This is a genomic window from Actinomadura monticuli, assembly GCF_041463655.1.
GTDB classification, from domain to species: Bacteria; Actinomycetota; Actinomycetes; order Streptosporangiales; family Streptosporangiaceae; genus Spirillospora; species Spirillospora monticuli.
Genome location: NZ_JAXCEI010000003.1, coordinates 293324 through 312958, shown reverse-complemented (window position 1 = coordinate 312958; position 19635 = coordinate 293324). Strand labels below are relative to the sequence as shown.

Annotated in this window: 16 protein-coding genes and 1 pseudogene; 9 read left to right on the top strand and 8 right to left on the bottom strand. The window is 72.2% G+C overall.

From position 1 onward, the window contains the following. Positions 1–3 precede the first annotated feature (3 nt). Positions 4–759, top strand: a complete 756-nt coding sequence (locus SM611_RS08015) for an SDR family oxidoreductase (protein ID WP_371948430.1) — start codon at positions 4–6, stop codon at positions 757–759. 130 nt (positions 760–889) lie between these two features. On the opposite strand, the pseudogene SM611_RS08010 reads toward SM611_RS08015, so the two are convergent. The 4 genes and pseudogenes from SM611_RS08010 to SM611_RS07995 all read right to left on the bottom strand — a co-directional run. Continuing rightward, positions 890–1156: pseudogene (locus SM611_RS08010) on the bottom strand (STAS domain-containing protein); the annotation flags it as partial. A 287-nt stretch (positions 1157–1443) separates the two neighbouring features. After that, complete coding sequence (locus tag SM611_RS08005; protein WP_371948429.1) at positions 1444–2064, bottom strand: hypothetical protein; 621 nt, start codon at positions 2062–2064, stop codon at positions 1444–1446. A 142-nt stretch (positions 2065–2206) separates the two neighbouring features. After that, complete coding sequence (locus SM611_RS08000; protein ID WP_371948428.1) at positions 2207–3436, bottom strand: RNA polymerase sigma factor; 1230 nt, start codon at positions 3434–3436, stop codon at positions 2207–2209. A gap of 7 nt (positions 3437–3443) precedes the next feature. Then, a complete protein-coding gene (locus tag SM611_RS07995) occupies positions 3444–3764 on the bottom strand; it encodes a YciI family protein (protein ID WP_371948728.1) in 321 nt (106 codons plus the stop codon). A gap of 485 nt (positions 3765–4249) precedes the next feature. On the opposite strand from SM611_RS07995, the gene SM611_RS07990 reads away from it, so the two are divergent. After that, complete coding sequence (locus tag SM611_RS07990) at positions 4250–5449, top strand: glycoside hydrolase family 6 protein (RefSeq protein ID WP_371948426.1); 1200 nt, start codon at positions 4250–4252, stop codon at positions 5447–5449. Positions 5450–5870: 421 nt separating this feature from the next. On the opposite strand, the gene SM611_RS07985 is transcribed toward SM611_RS07990, so the two are convergent. After that, positions 5871–6893 (bottom strand): LLM class flavin-dependent oxidoreductase, encoded by a 1023-nt coding sequence (locus tag SM611_RS07985; RefSeq protein WP_371948425.1) that lies wholly within the window; start codon positions 6891–6893, stop codon positions 5871–5873. 114 nt (positions 6894–7007) lie between these two features. Between SM611_RS07985 and SM611_RS07980 the strand changes: the two genes are divergently transcribed. Next, positions 7008–7289, top strand: a complete 282-nt coding sequence (locus SM611_RS07980; RefSeq protein WP_371948424.1) for a hypothetical protein — start codon at positions 7008–7010, stop codon at positions 7287–7289. Between the two features lie 502 nt (positions 7290–7791). Further along, entirely contained in the window at positions 7792–8490 is a 699-nt protein-coding gene (locus SM611_RS07975) for a TetR-type transcription factor C-terminal domain-containing protein (RefSeq protein ID WP_371948423.1), read from the top strand. A gap of 4 nt (positions 8491–8494) precedes the next feature. Here SM611_RS07975 and SM611_RS07970 read toward each other — a convergent pair whose 3' ends face one another. Genes SM611_RS07970 through SM611_RS07960 form a run of 3 tightly spaced genes read right to left on the bottom strand, consistent with a single transcriptional unit; the run spans position 8495 to position 12770 of the window. Beyond that, positions 8495–10465, bottom strand: a complete 1971-nt coding sequence (locus SM611_RS07970) for an alpha-ketoacid dehydrogenase subunit alpha/beta (RefSeq protein ID WP_371948422.1) — start codon at positions 10463–10465, stop codon at positions 8495–8497. 26 nt (positions 10466–10491) lie between these two features. Further along, positions 10492–11244 (bottom strand): SDR family NAD(P)-dependent oxidoreductase, encoded by a 753-nt coding sequence (locus tag SM611_RS07965; protein WP_371948421.1) that lies wholly within the window; start codon positions 11242–11244, stop codon positions 10492–10494. Continuing rightward, complete coding sequence (locus SM611_RS07960; protein WP_371948419.1) at positions 11241–12770, bottom strand: acyl-CoA synthetase; 1530 nt, start codon at positions 12768–12770, stop codon at positions 11241–11243. The genes SM611_RS07965 and SM611_RS07960 overlap by 4 nt, the downstream gene beginning before the upstream one ends. Before the next feature lie 237 nt (positions 12771–13007). Here SM611_RS07960 and SM611_RS07955 point away from each other — a divergent pair, with 237 nt between their 5' ends. From SM611_RS07955 to SM611_RS07935, 5 genes are read left to right on the top strand one after another with little or no spacing between them, the layout of a single operon-like run. Further along, positions 13008–14063 (top strand): alcohol dehydrogenase catalytic domain-containing protein, encoded by a 1056-nt coding sequence (locus tag SM611_RS07955; protein WP_371948417.1) that lies wholly within the window; start codon positions 13008–13010, stop codon positions 14061–14063. 5 nt (positions 14064–14068) lie between these two features. Further along, positions 14069–15217 carry an acyl-CoA dehydrogenase family protein gene (locus SM611_RS07950; RefSeq protein WP_371948415.1) on the top strand — a complete coding sequence of 383 codons (1149 nt, stop codon included), beginning with the start codon at positions 14069–14071 and terminating at the stop codon, positions 15215–15217. 7 nt (positions 15218–15224) lie between these two features. Further along, entirely contained in the window at positions 15225–17324 is a 2100-nt protein-coding gene (locus SM611_RS07945; RefSeq protein WP_371948413.1) for an acetate--CoA ligase family protein, read from the top strand. Positions 17325–17346: 22 nt separating this feature from the next. Beyond that, a complete protein-coding gene (locus SM611_RS07940) occupies positions 17347–18489 on the top strand; it encodes an acyl-CoA dehydrogenase family protein (protein WP_371948412.1) in 1143 nt (380 codons plus the stop codon). 5 nt (positions 18490–18494) lie between these two features. Continuing rightward, complete coding sequence (locus SM611_RS07935) at positions 18495–19634, top strand: thiolase C-terminal domain-containing protein (RefSeq protein WP_371948727.1); 1140 nt, start codon at positions 18495–18497, stop codon at positions 19632–19634. Position 19635: the final 1 nt, after the last annotated feature.

Below are 19635 nucleotides of genomic sequence, written 5' to 3'. Positions count from 1 at the left end.
CTCATGTCACGTGTATGGCTGATCACCGGGGGATCGGACGGGCTGGGACGGGCCCTCGCCGAGACCGTGCTGGCCGCCGGCGACCGCGTCGTCGCCACCGCCCGGCGGCCCGACCGCCTGGACGACCTGCGCGCCGAGTACGGGGAGCGGTTCAGGCGGATGGCGCTCGACGTCGCCGACGAGCATTCCGCGCAAACGTCGGTGCTCCTGGCGATGAGGGCGTTCGGCCGGCTGGACGTCGCGGTCCCCACCGGCGGCCACGCCGGGATCGCGGCCGTGGAGGACGTCACCGACCATGCCCTGCGCACCCAGATGGAGGCCAACTTCTTCGGCGTGGTCAACGTCGTCAGGGCCGTACTGCCGGTCATGCGCCGCCAGGGGGCCGGTCACGTCGTCCCGGTCGCGTCGCTGGGCGGGCGGACCTCGACGCCGGGCCTCGCGGCCTACCAGAGCGCGAGGTGGGCGGTCGAGGGCTTCGCCGGGGTCCTGGCCGAAGAGGTCGCCCCGTTCGGCATCAAGGTGAGCGTCGTCGACCCTGGTGAGCCGCACACCGGCTGGACGGGCGCCCGGATGACGGCTCCCCCGGTCAGCGAGCCGTACCTGCCGACCGTCGGCGCCCTGGCCGGGACGGTCCGGGAGCGGCGCGTCCGGGCGCCGGGCGACCCGGCCGAGGCCGCCGCCGCCATCCTCGGCCTGACCCGCCTGAGGAACCCGCCGCCGCGGCTCGTGCTCGGGACCGTGACCGCCGCCGCTGCATGAAGCCGGCCGAGCGGCGAGACCGCGACGGGAGCGCCCACCCCGGTCGTCGGGGTGGGCGCTTTTCGATGCCGGTCAGGGCCGCCTTTATCGCTCGGCGACCAGTGTGGCAGGACAAGGCGGGGATATCGCTCCAGCCCACCAGATCCATCAGGCGTATCAAGTGCGGCGCGACCGAGTTCAGCACGAGCCGCCGGTCCTGCAGCCCCAGCCGGCACGCCGCGGCGGCCAGCGCCCGCAGCCCACCGACATCGATGAAGTCCAGCCCTTGGACGTCCACCCGCACGTCCCCGGCACCGCGCTCGACCATCGTCGCCAGTGTCGTGGCGAAGACCTCCGAGGTGGACAGGTCCACCTCTCCCTCCACCCTCAGCCACGCCGGGTCGAAGGTGCCCTCCATCCGCAGCAGTGACGTGCGCACCGCCACGCCCTGACCGCCCGTCCGCTCGGCAATGTGATGCACCATCTCGCGCCCCCTAGATCGGCTCATGATGAGCACAATGCCGCTACATCGGGAGTGGGCACATCACACAAACCAATGAACCCTCTACTGCGGGAGCCACTGGGCGAGCCGAACCGGATGGCCGCCATCCAGCGGACGGGCTCCGTCCCATTTCCATAAATCTCGGAGTGCTATTCGAGCCTCGTGCGACTGCTCGCCCCCGCGACCGTGGGCGCCGCCTGCCGTCAGGAAGGGGCGGCCGCACGCCGCTGCTTGACGAAGCTGCCCCTGCAGTGCGTGCAGCAGAATCTGAAGACCTCACCGTCCAACTCCACGGTGATCGGGCTGTCCGCCGGGACGACCGCGCCGCACGCGGGATCGATGGCCATTCCCGGCGGCGCTTCGGCTGTCCCTGTCTTCGCCTGCTCCATCATTTCCTGGAAGTCGGCGGTTCGACGCACCCGTCCGTCCAGGCCGTAACCGCCCTCGGGGACGCCGAACACATGCACCAGCACCTGCGGCTCACGCGGCCGGCCGTCGAATGTCGACGCCGTGTCCACCAGCTCTTGCGTGGCTCTCGCGATGAGGTGTTCGCTCATCTCCTTCGCCCACGCGCCCACGTGGATCCTCACCACGCAGCACGCTGGGGCTTTGTCGCCTGGCGCATCGCCACCCGTGATCCAGATGTCCGGTTGACGGACGATGACGTGCGTGAGGGAGCCGAACCACGCGAGCACTCCCGGATCTGTGCGGGGAACGCCCTCCCCGCCGAGAAGGAGCCGCTCAGCCGTGAGAGAGGAGGCCAGGGCGCGGCATTCGGCTTCCGTGAAGGCTTCCTTGGGGACGAGGAGTTCGACGAACAGCATCTCTGCACCCGCTTTCTCTTGTCACCATGGCACGTAGGAGTACCGTGTACGCCTATGGTGAACGTACACTACCCCCGTAGGGTTCAAAAGCCCAGTGACTGCTCGACATCGCCTCGGTCCTCGGGGCCGATGCGATCGGCGGTCAGCTCAGCTTGGCCGCCTTGCGCAGCAGCACCGAGCGTTCGGCCTGGTTGGTGCACAGCCGGGCCGCCAGCTCCAGCTCGGCACGTGCTTCGGATCGCCGTCCGAGCCGGGCGAGCAGCTCACCGCGCACGGTCGGGATCAGATGCGAACCAGAGAGCCGGTCCGAGGCGACAAGCTCGTCCACGAGGGCCAGGGCTTCCGCCGGGCCCGAGGCCATGGCGACGGCGACGGCCCGGTTGAGCTCGACCACCGGCGAGGGCGCGACCCGGCCGAGGGCCTCGTAGAGCAGCACGATCTGGTCCCAGTCGGTCTCCTCGACCGAGGGCGCCGACGCGTGGACGGCGGCGATCGCGGCCTGCAGGCCGTAGGGGCCGAGGCCACGGGTCGACGCCTTGGCCAGAGCCGCCAGCCCACGGCGGATCGCCGAGATGTCCCACAGCCGCCGGTCCTGCTCGTCGAGCAGGACCGGCGAACCGTCCGGGCCGGTCCGGGCCGGGAAGCGCGCGGCCGTCAGCTCGCACAGCGCGAGCAGGCCGTGCACTTCCGGCTCGTTCGGTTGGAGCGCGGCCAGCGTGCGGGCCAGCCGGATCGCCTCGTACGCGACGCCGGGGCGCAGCAGCCGGTCGCCCGATGTGGCCGTCGACCCCTCCGTGAAGATCACGTACAGGACGCTGAGCACGCCGCCCAGCCGTTCCCGCCGCTCGCCGGCCGGCGGCAACTCGAACGGCACCCCGGCCGCCGCGATCGTCTTCTTGCCCCGGGTGATGCGGGCCTGCACGGTCGGCACCGGTACGAGGAACGCGCGGGCGATCTCCTCGCTGGACAGGCCGCCGACCACGCGCAGGGCCAGCGCCACCCGGGCCTCGGGGGCGAGCACCGGGTGGCAGCTGATGAACATCAGCGCGAGCACGTCGTCATCGATCTTGTCGGGATCGCCCTCCCCGTCGACCGGCCGGTCGGCCGCCAGGTCGGCCGCCAGCAGGGCGTACCGGTCCCGCAGGACGTTCCGCCGGCGGATCGCGTCGATCGCCCGCCGCCGCGCCGCGGCCATCAGCCAGCCGGCCGGATTCGCCGGGGAGTCGAGCGGCCACGACACCAGCGCCTCGGCCACCGCCTCCTGGGCCGCGTCCTCGGCCAGCTCGAAGTCGCCGGTGAACCGGGTCAGCGCGGCGACGATCCGCGCCGACTCGATCCGCCAGACGGCCTCGACATCGGGTGCGCCCGTCACAAGATGATCAACCGTCGGCCTGCGGGACCTCGTCGCTCCCGGGCACCCGCCGGACCTCGATCTTGGCCCCGGGGGCCGCCGGGACCCGCTTGGCCCACTCGACCGCCTCCTCTTTCGAGGCGACGTCGAGCAGGAAGAAGCCCCCGAACAGTTCCCTGGTCTCGCCGTACGGGCCGTCCGTGACCACCGGGGCCTCGCCGCTGAAATCGACCACGACGCCCTGGCGCGGATCGTCCAGCCCTTCCGCCGCCAGCAGGACACCGGCCTTGACCATGTCCTCGATGAACCGGCGCGTCGCGGTCATCATCTCCTCGATGCCGGCCAGCATGGCCGCGTTCGACTCGTCGGTGCCCCGCATGATCAGCAGGTACTTCGACATCGTGTTCTCCTCGTCCGGAGGGGCCGCCTCTCGACCCCGGCACCTACACGTCGAACGAGCGGCCCGCAGATCGACACGCGCCCGCAGAAATCTCGCGCCACACCCAGTCGGAATTCACCTTCAACGGCGACATCACCGAGACCGCACCGAATCCAGCCGCCCCATCAAAGCCAGGACCCGCCGGGCAGCCACCGTCACCTGAGCAATCGGAACGTTATCGCCACGGGTCGAGCGGGCAAGCGCGGAACCGCGCGCAACCACGCATGGACGATCGGGCAGCCGTCGGGATGTTGGGCCTTGACGGATCTTCGGAGGATGCTCAGACTCCTGCATGGGAGCGCTCCCACACCTGCCCACTCGTCCGGCATGACCGGGTGAAGCGGCGGTTCTCGTGGGTGCGCCTCCCCCACCACCCCGAGATTCTGGAGTACCGGATGAGACGACGCATCGGGATCCTCGCCGCCGCCGCGACGGGCATCGTCGCGCTCCTCGCCCCGCCGGCGCAGGCGTTGGGGCACGACGATCCGCTGGCCGGGAAGGCCAGGTTCTATGTCGAGCCCACGACCAACGCCGGGCGGCAGGCCGACGTCTGGGCGGCCGCGGGGCGCGACGCCGACGCGGCGCACATGCGGGCCCTGTCCAAGGTCTCGCAGGCGATCTGGTTCACCGGCGGCACCCCGGCCGAGGTGCGGACGGCGGTGCGGCGGACGATGGCCGGAGCCGCCAAGCAGCACGCCGTCCCGGTGCTGGTGGCGTACTACGTGCCGGGCCGGGACTGCTCGCAGTACTCCGCGGGCGGCGCTCCGACCGAGGCCGCCTACCGCGCCTGGATCGACGCCTTCGCCAAGGGGATCGGCGGCGGCCGCGCCGTGGTGATCGTCGAGCCCGACGGGCTGGCGCTGCTGTCCAGCGAGCCGTGGTGCAACGAGGGCGGCGGCGGCACCACCGGAACGCCGGAGGACCCCGCCCGGGTCGACGAGCGCTTCCGCGAGATCAACCACGCGATCAGCGTCCTGCAGCGGCTGCCGCGCACCGGCGTCTACGTGGACTCCGGGCACTCGGACTGGCAGCAGCTCAACGACTACGACGCCGGATACGGCGAACCGCGCGCCCAGCTCGGCATGGCCAGCCGCCTGCTCAAGGGCGGCATCGCCAAGGCCGACGGCTTCGCGCTGAACGTCTCCAACTACCGCAGCACCGACGAGCTGGCCTCGTACGGCACCAGGCTGTCCAAGTGCCTGCGCTTCCGCCAGGAGACGGGCGCGACCAGCTGCTCCGACACCGACCTGGCCGCCACCCCGGACGACCCGCGCCGGCTCGCACACTTCGTCCTGGACACCAGCCGCAACGGCCAGGGACCGTGGACGCCTCCGGCGGACGAGTACAGCGACCCCCAGGTCTGGTGCAACCCGCCGGGCCGCGGCCTGGGTGCCCGGCCCTCGACCCGCACCGGTGATCCCCTGGTCGACGCCTTTCTCTGGATCAAGCGTCCCGGCGAATCCGACGGCCAGTGCACCCGCGGCACCGCCGGCCCGGAGGATCCCGAGTACGGCGTGGTCGATCCGGCGGCCGGCGCCTGGTGGCCCGAGTACGCCCTGGGTCTCTCCCAGCGAGCCGTGCCTCCCCTCCGCTGACCGGGCCGAACCGGACGCGGATGCCCCTCGCCCGAGATCGCGGACCGAACTCGGGGCCTCCGCGTTGTCCCGTGTCGCGGTGACGCGTCACGCGGCAGGTCGTGAGGATATAGCCATGAGTTCACCGCAGTTCCTCACCGCACCGGATCCGGGCCGTACGCAGCCGAAGGCGGGCCGGTGAATACCGCTGGAGCGGGGTCCGGCCCGCTTATCGCCGGGCGACGCTGGGGCCACCCCGGATCACCGCTACCTGATCTCGGCATGGGGACGCCGCCCCGGATAGCCGCCTCTCACGCCACGACTCGCGCCGCCCCGCCGATGGGCGTGTATCCGGCAGGACGTGATGGGTCGCGAGCGGGCGAGGTTGTCCCGGCTGAAAAGCGTGAGGGGATGCTCGGGCCCGAGGATGCTGCTGGAGTCCTCAACGCCAGCCGAGTTCGGGGGCCACGTGGGTCAGGACGTTCTCCAGGACGTGCGCGTTGTAGTCCACGCCGAGCTGGTTGGGGACGGTGAGCAGCAGTGTGTCCGCGGCCTGAATGGCCTCGTCGCCGGCGAGTTGCTTGACCAGCGCGTCGGGCTCGGCCGCGTACGAGCGTCCGAAGATCGCCCTGGTCTTCTCGTCGATCATTCCGATGTGGTCGTCCGAGTCGGCGTCCCGGCCGAAGTAGGCGCGGTCCAGATCGCTGGTCAGCGCGAAAATGCTGCGGCTGACCGACACACGCGGCTCGTGCGGGTGTCCGGCGTCCTCCCACGCCTGCCGGTAGGCCTCGATCTGCTTGCGCTGCTGGACGTGCAGCGGCTCGCCGCTCTCATCGTTCTTGAGGGTGGAGCTTTGCAGATTCATGCCCAGCTCGGCCGCCCACACACTGGTGGCGTTGGAGCCGGAGCCCCACCAGATACGGTCGCGCAGCCCCTCGGAATGCGGTTCGATGCGCAGCAGCCCGGGTGGATTGGGGAACATCGGCCGCGGATTCGGCTGCGCGAAGCCTCGGCCTTGCAGCACCGTGAGCAGCACCTCCGTGTGCTTGCGCGCCATGTCGGCATCGGTGTCGCCTTCGGGCGGCTCGTACCCGAAGTACCGCCATCCGTGGACGACCTGTTCCGGAGATCCACGGCTGATGCCGAGTTGCAGCCGTCCACCGGAGATCAGGTCGGCGGCCCCGGCGTCTTCGGCGAAGTACATCGGGTTCTCGTAACGCATATCGATCACGCCGGTGCCGATCTCGATGCGCGAGGTCTTGGCGCCGATCGCGGAGAGCAGCGGAAACGGGGAAGCCAGCTGCCTGGCGAAATGGTGCACCCGGAAATAGGCGCCGTCGGCGCCCAGCTCCTCCGCGGCCACGGCGAGATCGATCGACTGCAGCAGTGCGTCCGCCGCCGACCGGGTCCGCGAGCCCGCGCCGTCGCTCCAGTGACCGAACGAGAGAAAACCGATCTTCTTCACACCGACACAACCACCCCAGCGCCTGCGAGATTCCAGATCGGCTCACCACGCGGCTGCGGATGGCGGCATCCGCGGGGTATCGGGCAGCGGGGAACAGTGGTATCGATGGCGAGCATGAGCGAGACGCCCATCCCCTACGCCGGCGGCCACAGCGGCCCCACGCGGGTCCTGCGGCTCCGCACGCGCCGCGGGGTGGTCGCCAAGGCGGGCGTCACCGTCGGTATCGACGGTGCCCACTACCACCAGCGCTGGGGGCGGGCGGCCTTTGAGATCCCGGCGGACAAGCCGGTGCACATCGCCGTGTCGCAGGGCGGCGGTCAGGTCGGCGTCGCCACCACGGTCCTCTCCCCCGAGCAGCCATCCGAGTTGGAGTACCGCGGCCCTGCGGCCCTGTAGCTCGCAGGTGCCATCGGGGCTCCCGGCACCGTGAAGCAGCGCGGCTGCCTGCTCCAACTGACGATCCTCGCGCTCGTGCCCCTCCTGGCGCTGGCACTAGTGATCATGATCGTGTTCCTCGGCGGCTGAGCTGCCGCGCAGTTCACCCAGCACCCCGCACTGGCCGAGCGAATAGCCGCCATCCACGCGAACCGGTCTCCCCGCGCAGTCAAAGCACTCCGTGTCGCAGGACGGTGCACGCTCACGCACCGCTGGCGGCTGCGCCCCTGGACTCGACGACGCTCCCGGCCGGGTGAGCCGCCGTTTTGCGGAGCGGCCCGCCGACGATGGGCCACCCCGCCACCACCGGAAGGTCGTCCGCAAGGACGGCCGCATCCACAAGACCACCCCGTACCGACCGTCGCCTTACCGAAAATAGCCGGTGGCGGGTATTATCTTGTTTCCATCGAAAACGAGGGCTCATAACGACCTCGTCGGCGCCGAGCGAGAAACTGGGAACGCGATGCCCCGCCCTCCAGGCCATGGCCCGGGATATGAGATCAAACGCCAGGAGATCATCGACCGGGCCGCCGAACTGTTCGCCCGCAAGGGGTACGCGGCGACGGGGATCAACGAGATCGGCGGGGCCGCCGGGCTCACCAAGGGCGCCCTCTATTACTACATCGGCTCGAAGGAGAACCTGCTGGTCGAGATCCAGTCCCGGGTGATGCGGCCGCTGCTGCGGACGGCGCGGCGGATCGCCCGGCTGGAGGTGGACCCGGTGCTGCGGCTCCGGCTGCTGTCGGAGGCGCTGCTGTCCATCATCCTGCGCCGGCTCGACCATATCTGGGTCTACGAGCACGACTACCGGATGCTGGGCGGGGACAACAGGACCAGGCTGCTGCGGCAGCGCGGCGAGTTCGAGGGGATCATTTCCAATCTGCTGGCCGAGGCCATGGACTCCGGAGAATTCCGGGAGATGAACCCGCGGCTGGCGATGCTGCAATTTCTCAATATGCACAACCACACCTACCAATGGGTCAGGCCCGATGGCAGGTGGGATGCGGGGTATTTGTCGCGCGAGTACTGCGCGACGTTGTTCACCGGGTTCCGTGCCGCGCCCGGCCCGGTGGACGATCTGGAGGAGCGGGTCCTGAAGTTCCGCGAGCAGCACCCGGAGATCGTGCTGGATCCGCTGGAGGGCGGGGAGACGGAGGCATGACGCCTCAGACGGCTGCGACCTGGCGCAGGGTCTCGGCGATGGCGGCGGCGTCCGGCAGCCAGAGACGTTCGAGAGACGGCGCGTAGGGGGCGGGCATCGGCGGCGGGGCGACCCGGACGACCGGTGCGTCCAGATGCCAGAAGCCCTCGTTCGCCGCCATCGCCGCGAGTTCCGCGCCGACCCCGAAGTCCCGCACGGCCTCATGGGCGATGACCAGGCGGTTGGTCTTGGCGAGCGAGGTCAGCACCGTCTCGCGGTCGAGGGGCGCGATGGTGCGCAGGTCGATGACCTCGACGCCGACGCCCTCGGCGGCGAGGGCGTCGGCGGCGGCGAGGCAGTCGTGCACCATCCGCGAGTAGGAGACCAGCGTCACATCGTGTCCCTCCCGGACCACCTTCGCCTTCCCGATGGGGACGAGGTGGTCCGCGGGCGGTCGCGGCCCCTTGCTCCCGTACTGGAGCCGGTTCTCCACGAAGACGACGGGGTTCGGGTCGCGGACGGCGGCGCGGAGCAGGCCGTAGGTGTCGGCCGGGGTCGACGGCATCACGACGGTGAGGCCGGGAACGTGCGCGAGGAGGGCCTCCAGGCTCTGCGAGTGCTGGCTGCCGGAGGAGCGTCCGGCGCCGAACTGGGTGCGGACGACGAGCGGCAGGCTCGCCCGGCCGCCGGTCATGAACCGCAGCTTGGCGGCCTGGTTGAGGAGCTGGTCGAAGCAGACGCCGATGAAGTCCATGTACATGATCTCGACGATGGGCCGCATGCCGGCCATCGCGGCGCCGACCGCCGTCCCGACGATCGCGGTCTCGGAGATCGGCATGTCCCGCACGCGGCCGGGGAAGCGTTCCGCGAGCCCGCGCGTCAGCCCGAAGACGTTGCCGCCGGCGCCGACGTCGATGCCGGCGACGAACACGTCGGGGTCGGCGGCCAGCTCGTGTTCGAGGGCGGACTTGACGGCGTCCATCATGCGGAACCTCTCGCCGGTCGCCGGCGGCGGCTCGGGCAGGGCCGGACGGGGCGCCGAGACGTGGTCGAACAGGCTGGACGGGGCGGGTTCCGGAGCCGAGCGAGCGGCCTCGACGGCCGCATCGATCTCCGCCTCGATCTCGGCCTCGGCCGCGTCGATCGCCGCCGCCTCCACACCGGCCGCGGCGAGCCGCCGGCGGGACACCAGCAGCGGGTCGCGCTTCTTCCACTCCTCCAGCTCGGACGGTGACCGGTACCGCTCGGGATCGCCCTCGTAGTGGCCGTGCCAGCGGTAGGTCTCGGCCTCCACGAGAACGGGCCCGGCCCCGCCGCGCAGCCGCTCCGCCACCGATGCCACGACGTCGGCGACGGCCACGACGTCGTTGCCGTCCACGTGCTCGTAGCCGATGCCGTACCCGGCGGCGCGGGCGGACAGCGGCGCCCGGTGCTGGTCGGCGGCGCTCGAGAACTCGGCGTAGTGGTTGTTCTCGCACATGAACAGCACCGGCAGGTCCTGGACGGCGGCGAGGTTCACCGCCTCGTGGAACATGCCCTGTGCGACGGCGCCGTCCCCGAAGAAGGCGACGACGACGCCTCCGGTGCGGCGCAGGGACGCGGCCGTGGCGGCGCCGACGGCGATCGGCAGCCCGGCGCCGACGATGCCGTTGGCGCCGAAGACGCCGAGCCGGGGGTCGGCGATGTGCATCGAGCCGCCTCGGCCGTGGCAGGCTCCCGTCTCCCGGCCCATCAGCTCGGCGAACATCGACCCGGTGTCCAGGCCGCGCGCCAGGCAGTGGCCGTGGCCCCGGTGCGTGGAGGTGATGACGTCGCGCTCGTCGAGCGGCGCGCACGCGCCCACGGCGCTCGCCTCCTGCCCGATCGACAGGTGGACGAACCCAGGCACCTCCGACCGCCGGTACAGCTCGGCGGCGCGCTCCTCGAAACGCCTGATCCGCCGCATCCGACGGTGCAGTTCGAGGAGGCCGGGGAGGTCGGGGCGGGAGCCGGTCATGGCGTCCTTCCGTTGGTCGGTGGCGGTCACCGGGCGGTCCAGCCGCCGTCGACGGTCATGGTCGAGCCGGTCATGTACCGGGCGGCGTCGCTGACGAGGAACACCGCGGCGCCGGCGAGTTCGGCGGCGTCCCCGACGCGTCCCATCGGGACGGCGCCGGTGATGCGCTCGCCCCAGCGGCTGTCGAGCAGGCCGGCGCTCAGCTCGGTGCGGAAGTAGCCGGGGGCGAGGGCGTTCACGCGGACGCCCCGGTCCGCCCACTCGACGGCGAGCGTGCGGGTGAGCGCCTCGATGCCGCCCTTGCTCGCGGCGTAGGCGGCGATGCGCTCGAAACCGGTGGTGGCGTGGACGGAGCTGACGTTGACGATGGAGCCGGCCGCGCGGTCGAGCATGACGCGGCCCGCCGCCCGGCAGCAGTGGAAGGTGCCGGTCAGGTTGACGTCGAGGACGTGCCGCCACCGCCGGTCCTCGACCCGTTCGCTCCGGGTGAAGTCGGGGCTGATGCCCGCGCAGTTGACCAGGCCGTCGAGCCGTCCCGTCCGCCGGACGATCTCGGCCGCGACCGCGTCCACCGCGGCGGAGTCCTCCACCGCCGCGGGCAGGATCTCGACCGGGCCGGCGACATCGGCGGCCAGCTTCTCCAGGTCGGCGGACGTCCGGGAGGTGACGGCCAGGTGCGCGCCGGCCCCGGCGAGCGCGACCGCGACCGCCCGGCCGAGGCCGCGGCCCGCGCCGGTCACCCAGACGACGCGCCCGTCCAGCGGTCCGGGCGGGGTCATCGGGCGGCCGCGGCGGGACGGTCGCGGAGCAGCCGCTTGAGCACCTTGCCGGACGGCGTGCGCGGCAGCTCGTCGATGATCTCCACGCGCGCGGGGACCTTGAACCGGGCCAGCCGCGCGCGGCAGAACTCCTGGATCTCCTCCGCCGCCAGGGTCTCCCCCGGCCGGGGCACGACGAACGCGCGCGGCACCTCGCCCCAGCGCTCGTGGGGCAGGCCGACCACGGCGGCCTCCAGCACGGCCGGGTGCTCGTAGAGGACGCGCTCGACCTCGGGGGTGGCGATGTTCTCCCCACCCGAGACGATCATGTCCTTCTTGCGGTCCTCGATGTAGAGGAAGCCGTCCTCGTCGAGCCGCCCGACGTCGCCGGTGTGGAACCAGCCGCCGCGGAAGGCGCGCTCGGTGGCGGCCTCGTCGCGCCAGTACCCGGTGAACACCTTGGGCCCGCGCAGGACGATCTCGCCGAGCGTTCCGGTGGGCGCGTCCCGGCCGTCCTCGTCCACCACCCGGACCCGCACGTGCGGAATCGGGCGGCCGACGGAGCCGAGCTTGGCGAGGGTGTGCTCCCGGTCGAGGAAGGTGTCGCCGGACACGGTCTCGGTGAGGCCGTAGGCGTCGGCGAACCAGGCGTTGGGGAACGCGTCCAGGATGCGGCGCACCAGGGGTTCGGGCATCTTCTCTCCGCCGCCCACGATGAACCGGACGGATGAGGTGTCGCACCGGGCGAGCTCGTCCGATCCGAGCACCGCGTTCATCATGGCGGGGGCGAGCCAGACGTTGGTGACCCGTTCGCGCTCGATGGCGCGCGCCACGTCGGCGGGGTCGAACCTCCGCTGGACGATGACGCTTCCGCCGGCATGCCAGGTCGCGAGCCCGGGGAGGTCGAGCGCGCCGACGTGGTAGAGCGGGCCGCAGACGAGCGTGATGTCGGCATGGGTGAGGCCGAGCTGGATGATCTGCCCGAGGTTCTTGTAGTTCACGTTGCGGTTGGTGATCTTGACGCCCTTGGGCCGCGAGGTGGTGCCCGAGGTGTACATGAGCCGCTGGAGGTCGTCCTCGGCCAGGTCGGCGGGCGGGACGGTGCGGCCGAGGTTGGCCTGGACGAGGTCGGGGAGGCGCGTCCAGAGCGGGCCGGAAGGCCCGTCGAGGGTGATGCGGTGGCTCAGCTCGGGCAGCGCGAGGCCCTCGGCGGCGGCGCCGAACTCGCTCTCGGTGATGAGCGCGCGGGCGCCCGCGTGGCCGAGGATGTACTCCCATTCGGCCGGGGCGAGCCGGTAGTTGAGCGGCAGGAACACCGCGCCGATCCGGCCGGCCGCGAGCACCGCCTCCAGGAACTCGGCGTGGTTGTAGAGCAGCAGCCCGACCACGTCGCCGCGGCCGATGCCGAGGTCGAGCAGGCCGTGCGCCAGCGCGTCGACGCGTGTCAGGAGCTCCCGGTTGGTGAACCGCCGGTCGCCGTCCACGACCACGGTCTTGCCGGGGCGCCGCTGCGCGTGCTGGTCGAGAACGCTCGCGAGGCTGTACATCGGCGGGGCCTCTCCTCCGGGATCGTCCGAGGGCCGGAACCCATTTATCAGTCCGACCGGTATATAAAACAGCGTGAACGGCACACTAAACCGTGCATACGACCCCTGACAAGCCCTCCTCCAGAGGCCTGACGGATAGCTGGTCACACCTCACTTACCCACTCTGGCCTTGACAGTCGGAGGAGCGTGAGGATTTCATTGACCGATCGGTAGATGAAACTAGTCCTGTGAGGTGCGATGAGGGCCCTGCGCTGGCACGGACCGCTCGACCTGCGGCTGGAGGACGTTCCGGAGCCCCCGCCGCCCGGCCCCGGCGAGGCGCTGATCGAGGTCGCCCACTGCGGTGTCTGCGGCACCGACGTGCACGAGTACGCCTCCGGCCCGCACATGATCCGCCCCGGCCCGCATCCGCTGACCGGCCATCGCCCGCCGCTCGCGCTCGGCCACGAGATGAGCGGCACGGTGCTGGCCCTCGGCGGCCCGGTCCCCGGCGTCGAGGTCGGCGACCGCGTGGCGGTGGACCCCTGCTGGCGGTGCGGCGAGTGCCGCTGGTGCCGGCGCGGCGAGTACCACATCTGCCCCAAGGGGGGCTCGGTCGGGCTGGCCTCCCCCGGCGGCTTCGCCGAGCGGGCCACCGTGCCCGCCGCCGGGCTCGTCCGGCTCCCGGACGGCGTCCCCGACGACCTCGCCGCGCTCGCCGAGCCGCTGGCCGTGGGCCTGCACGCGGTGCGGCGCGGCGGCGTCGGCCCCGGTGACCACGTACTGGTCCTCGGCGCCGGGCCGATCGGCGTCGCCGTCGTGCTGGCGGCGCGGATCGCCGGCGCGGCCGGCGTCTACGTCAGCGAACCGGTCGCCGCGCGCCGGGAGCGGATCGCCGGTCTCGTGACCGAGGCGTACGACCCGGCCGCCGCCGACGTGCGCCGCGAGGTCTACCTGCGCACCGGGAGGGTCGGTCCGGACGTGGTCGTGGAGGCCACCGGGCTGCCCGACTTGGCGGTGGCCGCCGTGGACTCGGCGCGCCGCGGCGGCCGCATCGTCCTCGCGGGCATCGGCGACCGTCCCGCGCGGCTCGACCTGACCGCGCTGACCTTCTACGAGCGCACCCTCGCCGGAAGCCTCGGCTACACCTTCGACGTCGGCCGGATCGTCGACCTGATGTCCGCCGGCGCCCTCGACCCCTCCCTCATGATCACCGGCCGTTTCCCGCTCGCCGAGGGCCCCGAGCTGTTCGCCGACCTGGCCGCCGGCCGCGGCGGCCACCTCAAGGCGCTCCTGACCCCGAAGGCACCGTGACCTCCATGAACTTCGACCTGCCCCCCGAGATCCTCGACCTGCAGCGCACGGTCCGCGACTTCGCCGCCAAGGAGATCGCGCCGCACGCGGCGCGCTGGTCCGAGGACGAGCACTTCCCCTCCCCCGTGTTCCGCCGGCTCGCCGACCTCGGGCTGATGGGGATGCTCGTCCCGGAGGAGTTCGGCGGCACCGGCGCCGGAATGGTGGCCTATGTCGCCGTCATGGAGGAGCTGGGCGCCGCCGACCAGTCGGTCGCCGCCGCCTGGAACGCGCACTCCACCATCGCCAGCCTGCCGCTCGCCGCGTTCGGCACGCCCGAGCAGAAGGAGCGTTGGCTGCGCCCGCTGGCGTCCGGGGAGCGGCTCGGCGCGTTCGGGCTGACGGAACCGTCCGCCGGTTCGGACGCGGCGGGCATCGCCACCCGCGCCGAACGCACCGGCGGCGGCTGGGTCCTCAACGGCACGAAGATGTTCATCAGCAACGCGGGCACCGACATCAGCCTCGGCGTGACGGTCCTCGCCGTGACCGGGACGGGCGAGGACGGCCGCAAGCGGTACGCGACGTTCTTCGTCCCGGAGGGCACCGCCGGCTACACCAAGGGCAACCGGCTGAAGAAGCTCGGCTGGCACGCGCTGGACACCCGCGAACTGGTCTTCAGCGACTGCTTCGTGCCGGACGACCATCTCATCGGCGAGGAGGGCAACGGGCTCCGGCAGTTCCTCGCCGTGCTGGACAAGGGGCGTATCAGCGTCGCCGCGCTCGGCCTGTCGCTCACCGCGGCGGCGCTGAGGCTCGGCGTCCAGCACGCGCGGACCCGGCGGCAGTTCGGCCGCCCGCTGGTCGACTTCCAGGCCGTCGCGCACAAGCTCGCCGACATCGCCACCGAGCACGAGGCCGCCCGCGGCCTGGTCTACAAGGCGGCCTGGCTCGCCGACCAGGGCCGCCCGCACGCCACCGAGGCGGCGATGGCCAAACTGTACGCGTCGGAGGTGGCGAACCGCGCGGCCTCGCAGAGCGTGCAGGTCCACGGCGGATACGGCTACATCCGCGAGTCCGACATCTCCCGCTTCTACGCCGACGCCAAGATCCTGGAGATCGGCGAGGGAACCAACGAGGTGCAGCGGAATGTCATCGCCCGCGCCCTCACCCGATAGGAGGCCGATGAACGACGACGACCGCGGCGGGCTCGCCCGCGTCCTCGCGCCGCGCAGCGTGGCGGTGGTGGGCGCGTCCCCCACGCGCAAGGGTCCCGCGACGACCGTGCTGGCGAACCTGCGCGCCGCCGCCGACCCGCCCGCGGCGTACGCCGTCAACAACCGATACGCCGGCCATGACGGTTTCCACGCCGGTGTCGCGAGCCTGCCCGAGGTCCCGGACGTGGTGGTCGTCGCCGTCCCGGCCAAGGCGGTGGCGGACGTCGTGCGGGAGGCCGCCGACTGCGGGACGCGCAGCTTCCTCGTCCTCAGCTCGGGATTCGCCGAGGCGGGCGAGGAGGGCCGCGCCCGCGAGGAGGAGCTGAGGGCGCTGGCGGTGGAGCGGGGCCTGACCGTCCTCGGGCCGAACTCACTGGGCGTCTTCAACTTCGCCTCCGGCGTCCACCTGACGTTCGGGACGGTCATCGGCGGCCACAGCCCGGCCCAGGAGGAGGTCGGCCGCGCGGCCCTCATCGTCCAGAGCGGCGCCATCGGCTCCTACCTGACCGGCATGGCCAAGCCGAGGACGCCGTTCCGGTACATGTTCAGCACGGGCAACGAGCTGGTCCTGACCGCCGGTGACCTCGTCGCGCATCTGGCCCGGGAGCCGGACATCGACGTCATCGCCCTCTACATCGAAGGCACGGACGACGGCCGCGCGCTGCTGGACGCCATCGCGCTCGCCGACTCGCTGGGCAAGCGGGTCGTGCTGCTGCCCGCCGGGGAGAGCGCCGCCAGCTCGCGCGCCGCGGCCTCGCACACGGCGGCGATGGCCTCGTCGAACGTGCTGACCCGGATGCTCTCCGCGAACGCGGGCGCCTTCACCGTCGACACCCCGGAGGAGTTGCTCGGCACGGTCGCCGTCCTGCTCGGCCACGGCGAACCGCGGGCGCCCGGGGTGGGGATCGTCAGCGTCTCCGGCGGCGCCGGTGTGATCACCGCGGACCGGCTGGCGGAGGCGGGCCTGGAGATCCCGGAGCCGGCGCCGGAGACGGTGCGGCGGCTGCGCACCGCGCTGCCGGACTTCGTCGTGCCGGGAAACCCGACCGACACCACCGCTGGGGCCATCTACGATCCGTCGATCATGGTGGGCGCGCTGGACGCCCTGGCCGCCGACCCCGGCGTGGGCCAACTGATCACGCTGATGGGGGCGGGCGGCGAGCACGCTCCCGCCATCGCCGAGGCGCTCATCGAGGCGGCGCCGAAGCTGGCGAAGCCGAACCAGCTCGTCTGGCAGGCGTGCCCGGAGGAGGTGCGCCCCGTCCTGGCGGCGGGCCCCGTGCCGGTGAGCCCGACGCTCGCGAACGCGGTCGGCGTGGCGAAGGCGCTGCGCCGGCCCGGGCCGGTCCACGTGCGGGACGTCGCCGGAGGACCGCTGCCCGACCTCACCGGCCTCACGCCCGACGGCACCGGTTTCCTCACCGAGTCGCAGTCCCGGGAGCTGCTGCGGTCGGCGGGGCTGCCGATCGCGTTCGCCGCCGTCCTCGGCCCGGACGCCGAGCGGGGTTTCGCCCTGGACCCCGCCGTGACGTTCCCCGTCGCCCTGAAGCTCCAGGCCGCGGGGGTCAGGCACAAGACCGAGATCGGCGGCGTCGTCCTGGACGTCCGGGACGAGGACGAGCTGCGCGAAGCCGTCCGCGCCACGGCGTCGACCGCCCGCGAACGCGTCCCCGGCATCGCCATCGAGGGCTGGACGGTCGAGCAGATGGCGCCGCGCGGCGTCGAGGTCCTGCTGTCCGCCCGGCACGACCCCGCCTACGGGCCCGTCGTGGTGGCCGGCTCCGGCGGGGTCCAGGCGGAGCTGATCGGCGACCTGTGGGCGATGGCCGGGCAGGTCGGCCCGGCCGCCGCCCGCGAGCTGCTCGCCCGGACGAAGGTCGGGCACGTCCTGTCCGGCCACCGGGGCCGCGACACCGATCTCGGGCCGCTGTGCGCGGTGATCGCGCGCCTGAGCGACCTCGTCGCGCGGCTTCCGCGCATCCGCGAGATCGAGTGCAACCCGGTCATCGTGGCGGGCGACGGCACGGCGACGATCGCCGACAGCCTGGTCAAGCTCGCCGATTCCTGACTTGCGAAAGGTGGTCTCCGGCATGGTGATGCCGTATCTGACGGACGAGGAACTGGCGCTCCGCTCGGCCGTCCGCGACTTCGTCCGGCGCGAGTGCCCGCCCGGGCACTGGGACGAGCTGGACCAGGCCCACACCTACCCCGCCGACCTGATGAGGAAGCTCGGCGCCACCGGCTGGATGGGCATCGCGTTCCCCGACGAGGAGACCGGCGAGCGCGACCCGCGCTGGGGGACGCTGCTCGGGCTCGTCACCGAGGAGCTCGGGAAGGTGTCGTACTCCCTGGCCAGCAACTACTTCAAGGTGCCCGGCTACGGCGAGACGATCCTGCGGTACGGGAGCGCGGAGCAGCGCGAGACGATCGTGCCGGGCCTCGCGGCCGGTGAACTGCTGCTGGCCATCGCCCTGTCGGAACCGGGCGCCGGCAGCGACGCCGCCGCCGTGTCGACGCGCGCGGAACGGGACGGCGACCACTACGTCCTCACCGGCACCAAGCACTTCAGCACCTGCTCCGCCATCGCGGACCGGATCATCCTGGTGGCGCGCACCGGCGAGCACAAGCACAAGGGCATCTCCGTCTTCCTCGTCGACCCGAAGACGGAGGGGATCGTCTTCTCCGAGATGCGGAAGCTCGGCATCTGGACGAACCCGACGTTCAACATCTCCCTCGACCACGCCCGCATTCCCGCGAGCTGCCTGCTCGGCGAGGAGGGCCAGGGCTGGGAGGTCATCACGCACTCCCTCGACGTGGAGCGCTTCACCCTGGCCGCCGCCTATGTCGGCGCCGCGCAGGACGCCTTCGACTACGCCGCCGCGTACGCCAAGGAGCGCGAGCAGTTCGGGCGGGCGATCTCGTCCTTCCAGGTGATCCGGCACAAGCTCGTCGACATGCACATCGCCATCGACCACGCCCGCCTCGCCGCCTACCGGGTCGGAGAGGCGCTGAACGAGGGGCTGGAGTGCCGGCAGGAGGCGTCGCTGGCCAAGCTCGTCGCGTCGGAGGCGTACATGAAGGCCGCGCACGACGGCCTGCAGATCCTCGGCGGCCTCGGCTACACGATGGAGACGCCGATGCAGCGGCACTTCCGGGACGCCAAGCTCGGCGAGATCGGCGGCGGGTCCTCGGAGATCCAGCGGAACCTGCTCGCGAAGAGCCTGAACCTGTGACCGGCATGCCCCGGACGGCGGTGATCAGCGGCGTCGGGGAGACGGAGTTCTCGAAGGCCAGCGGGCGCAGCACCACCCGCCTTGCCTTCGAGGCCGTCTCGGCCGCCGCCGCCGACGCGGGCATCGACCCCGCGCGCATCGACGGCGTCGTCCCGTACCCGATGGGGCCGACGGCCGAGGACGTGATCTCGGTGTTCGGGCTCCCGGACGTGGCCTTCACCGCCGTCCCGCACCTGGGCGGCGCGAGCGCCATCGCCGGGCTGCGCCTCGCCGCGCTGGCCGTGGAGTCGGGGCAGGCCGAGCACGTGGCGGTGTTCGTCGCCCGCAACGGACGGTCCGGGACGCCCGTCGAGAAGCGGGTCGTCCACCTCGCCGGACGTCATTTCCGGGAGGAACTGGAGGAGGCCCACGGTCTCAGCACGCCCGCCCAGTGGTACTCGATGATCTGCCGCCGGCACATGCACGAGTTCGGCACGAGCAGAGCCGCGCTCGCCGAGGTCGCGCTGACCATGCGGGCGAACGCGCAGCTCAACGAGGCCGCGCAGATGCACGGCCGGCCGCTGACCCGCGAGGACTACCTCTCCTCCCGGGTCATCGCCGATCCGTACCTGCTGTTCGACTGCTGCCTGGAGACCGACGGCGCCGCCGCCGTGATCGTCTCCGCCGCGGGCGCGGCGGACGGGACCCGGCCGGTGTCGATCCTGGCGGCGGCCGAGGGCCACCCGGACTCCCCCGACGACCTGTGCGGCCGCGCCGACCTCTTCGACACCGGCCTCACCAGGGCCGCGCCGCGCGCCTTCCGCGCCGCCGGGCTGACCCCGCGGGACGTGGACGTGGCGCTCGTCTACGACTGCTTCACCTTCGAGGTGATCCAGCAGCTCGAGGAGGCCGGGTTCTGCCCGCGCGGCGAGGGCGGCCCGTTCGTCCAGGACGGCAACATCGCGCTGACCGGCCCGCTGCCGGTGAACCCGCACGGCGGCCTGCTGTCGCACGCCCACACGGCCGGGATGAGCCACGTCGTCGAAGCGGTGCGGCAGTTGCGCGGCGCCTGCGGCGCGCGGCAGGTCGGCGGCGCCCGGGTGGCGGCCGTCACCGGCTGGGGCGACCTCGGCGACGGCACCCTCGCCCTCCTGGCCGCCGGCTGAC

Excerpts from the sequence above, each read along its gene's own strand:
- SM611_RS08005 (WP_371948429.1), bottom strand. The coding sequence starts at position 2,064 with ATGCTGTTCGTCGAACTCCTCGTCCCCAAGGAAGCCTTCACGGAAGCC.
- SM611_RS07955 (WP_371948417.1), top strand. The coding sequence starts at position 13,008 with ATGAGGGCCCTGCGCTGGCACGGACCGCTCGACCTGCGGCTGGAGGAC.
- SM611_RS07975 (WP_371948423.1), top strand. The coding sequence starts at position 7,792 with ATGCCCCGCCCTCCAGGCCATGGCCCGGGATATGAGATCAAACGCCAG.
- SM611_RS07965 (WP_371948421.1), bottom strand. The coding sequence starts at position 11,244 with ATGACCCCGCCCGGACCGCTGGACGGGCGCGTCGTCTGGGTGACCGGC.
- SM611_RS07940 (WP_371948412.1), top strand. The coding sequence starts at position 17,347 with ATGGTGATGCCGTATCTGACGGACGAGGAACTGGCGCTCCGCTCGGCC.
- SM611_RS08015 (WP_371948430.1), top strand. The coding sequence starts at position 4 with ATGTCACGTGTATGGCTGATCACCGGGGGATCGGACGGGCTGGGACGG.
- SM611_RS07970 (WP_371948422.1), bottom strand. The coding sequence starts at position 10,465 with ATGACCGGCTCCCGCCCCGACCTCCCCGGCCTCCTCGAACTGCACCGT.
- SM611_RS07980 (WP_371948424.1), top strand. The coding sequence starts at position 7,008 with ATGAGCGAGACGCCCATCCCCTACGCCGGCGGCCACAGCGGCCCCACG.
- SM611_RS07960 (WP_371948419.1), bottom strand. The coding sequence starts at position 12,770 with ATGTACAGCCTCGCGAGCGTTCTCGACCAGCACGCGCAGCGGCGCCCC.
- SM611_RS07990 (WP_371948426.1), top strand. The coding sequence starts at position 4,250 with ATGAGACGACGCATCGGGATCCTCGCCGCCGCCGCGACGGGCATCGTC.
- SM611_RS07950 (WP_371948415.1), top strand. The coding sequence starts at position 14,069 with ATGAACTTCGACCTGCCCCCCGAGATCCTCGACCTGCAGCGCACGGTC.
- SM611_RS07935 (WP_371948727.1), top strand. The coding sequence starts at position 18,495 with ATGCCCCGGACGGCGGTGATCAGCGGCGTCGGGGAGACGGAGTTCTCG.
- SM611_RS07995 (WP_371948728.1), bottom strand. The coding sequence starts at position 3,764 with ATGCTGGCCGGCATCGAGGAGATGATGACCGCGACGCGCCGGTTCATC.
- SM611_RS07945 (WP_371948413.1), top strand. The coding sequence starts at position 15,225 with ATGAACGACGACGACCGCGGCGGGCTCGCCCGCGTCCTCGCGCCGCGC.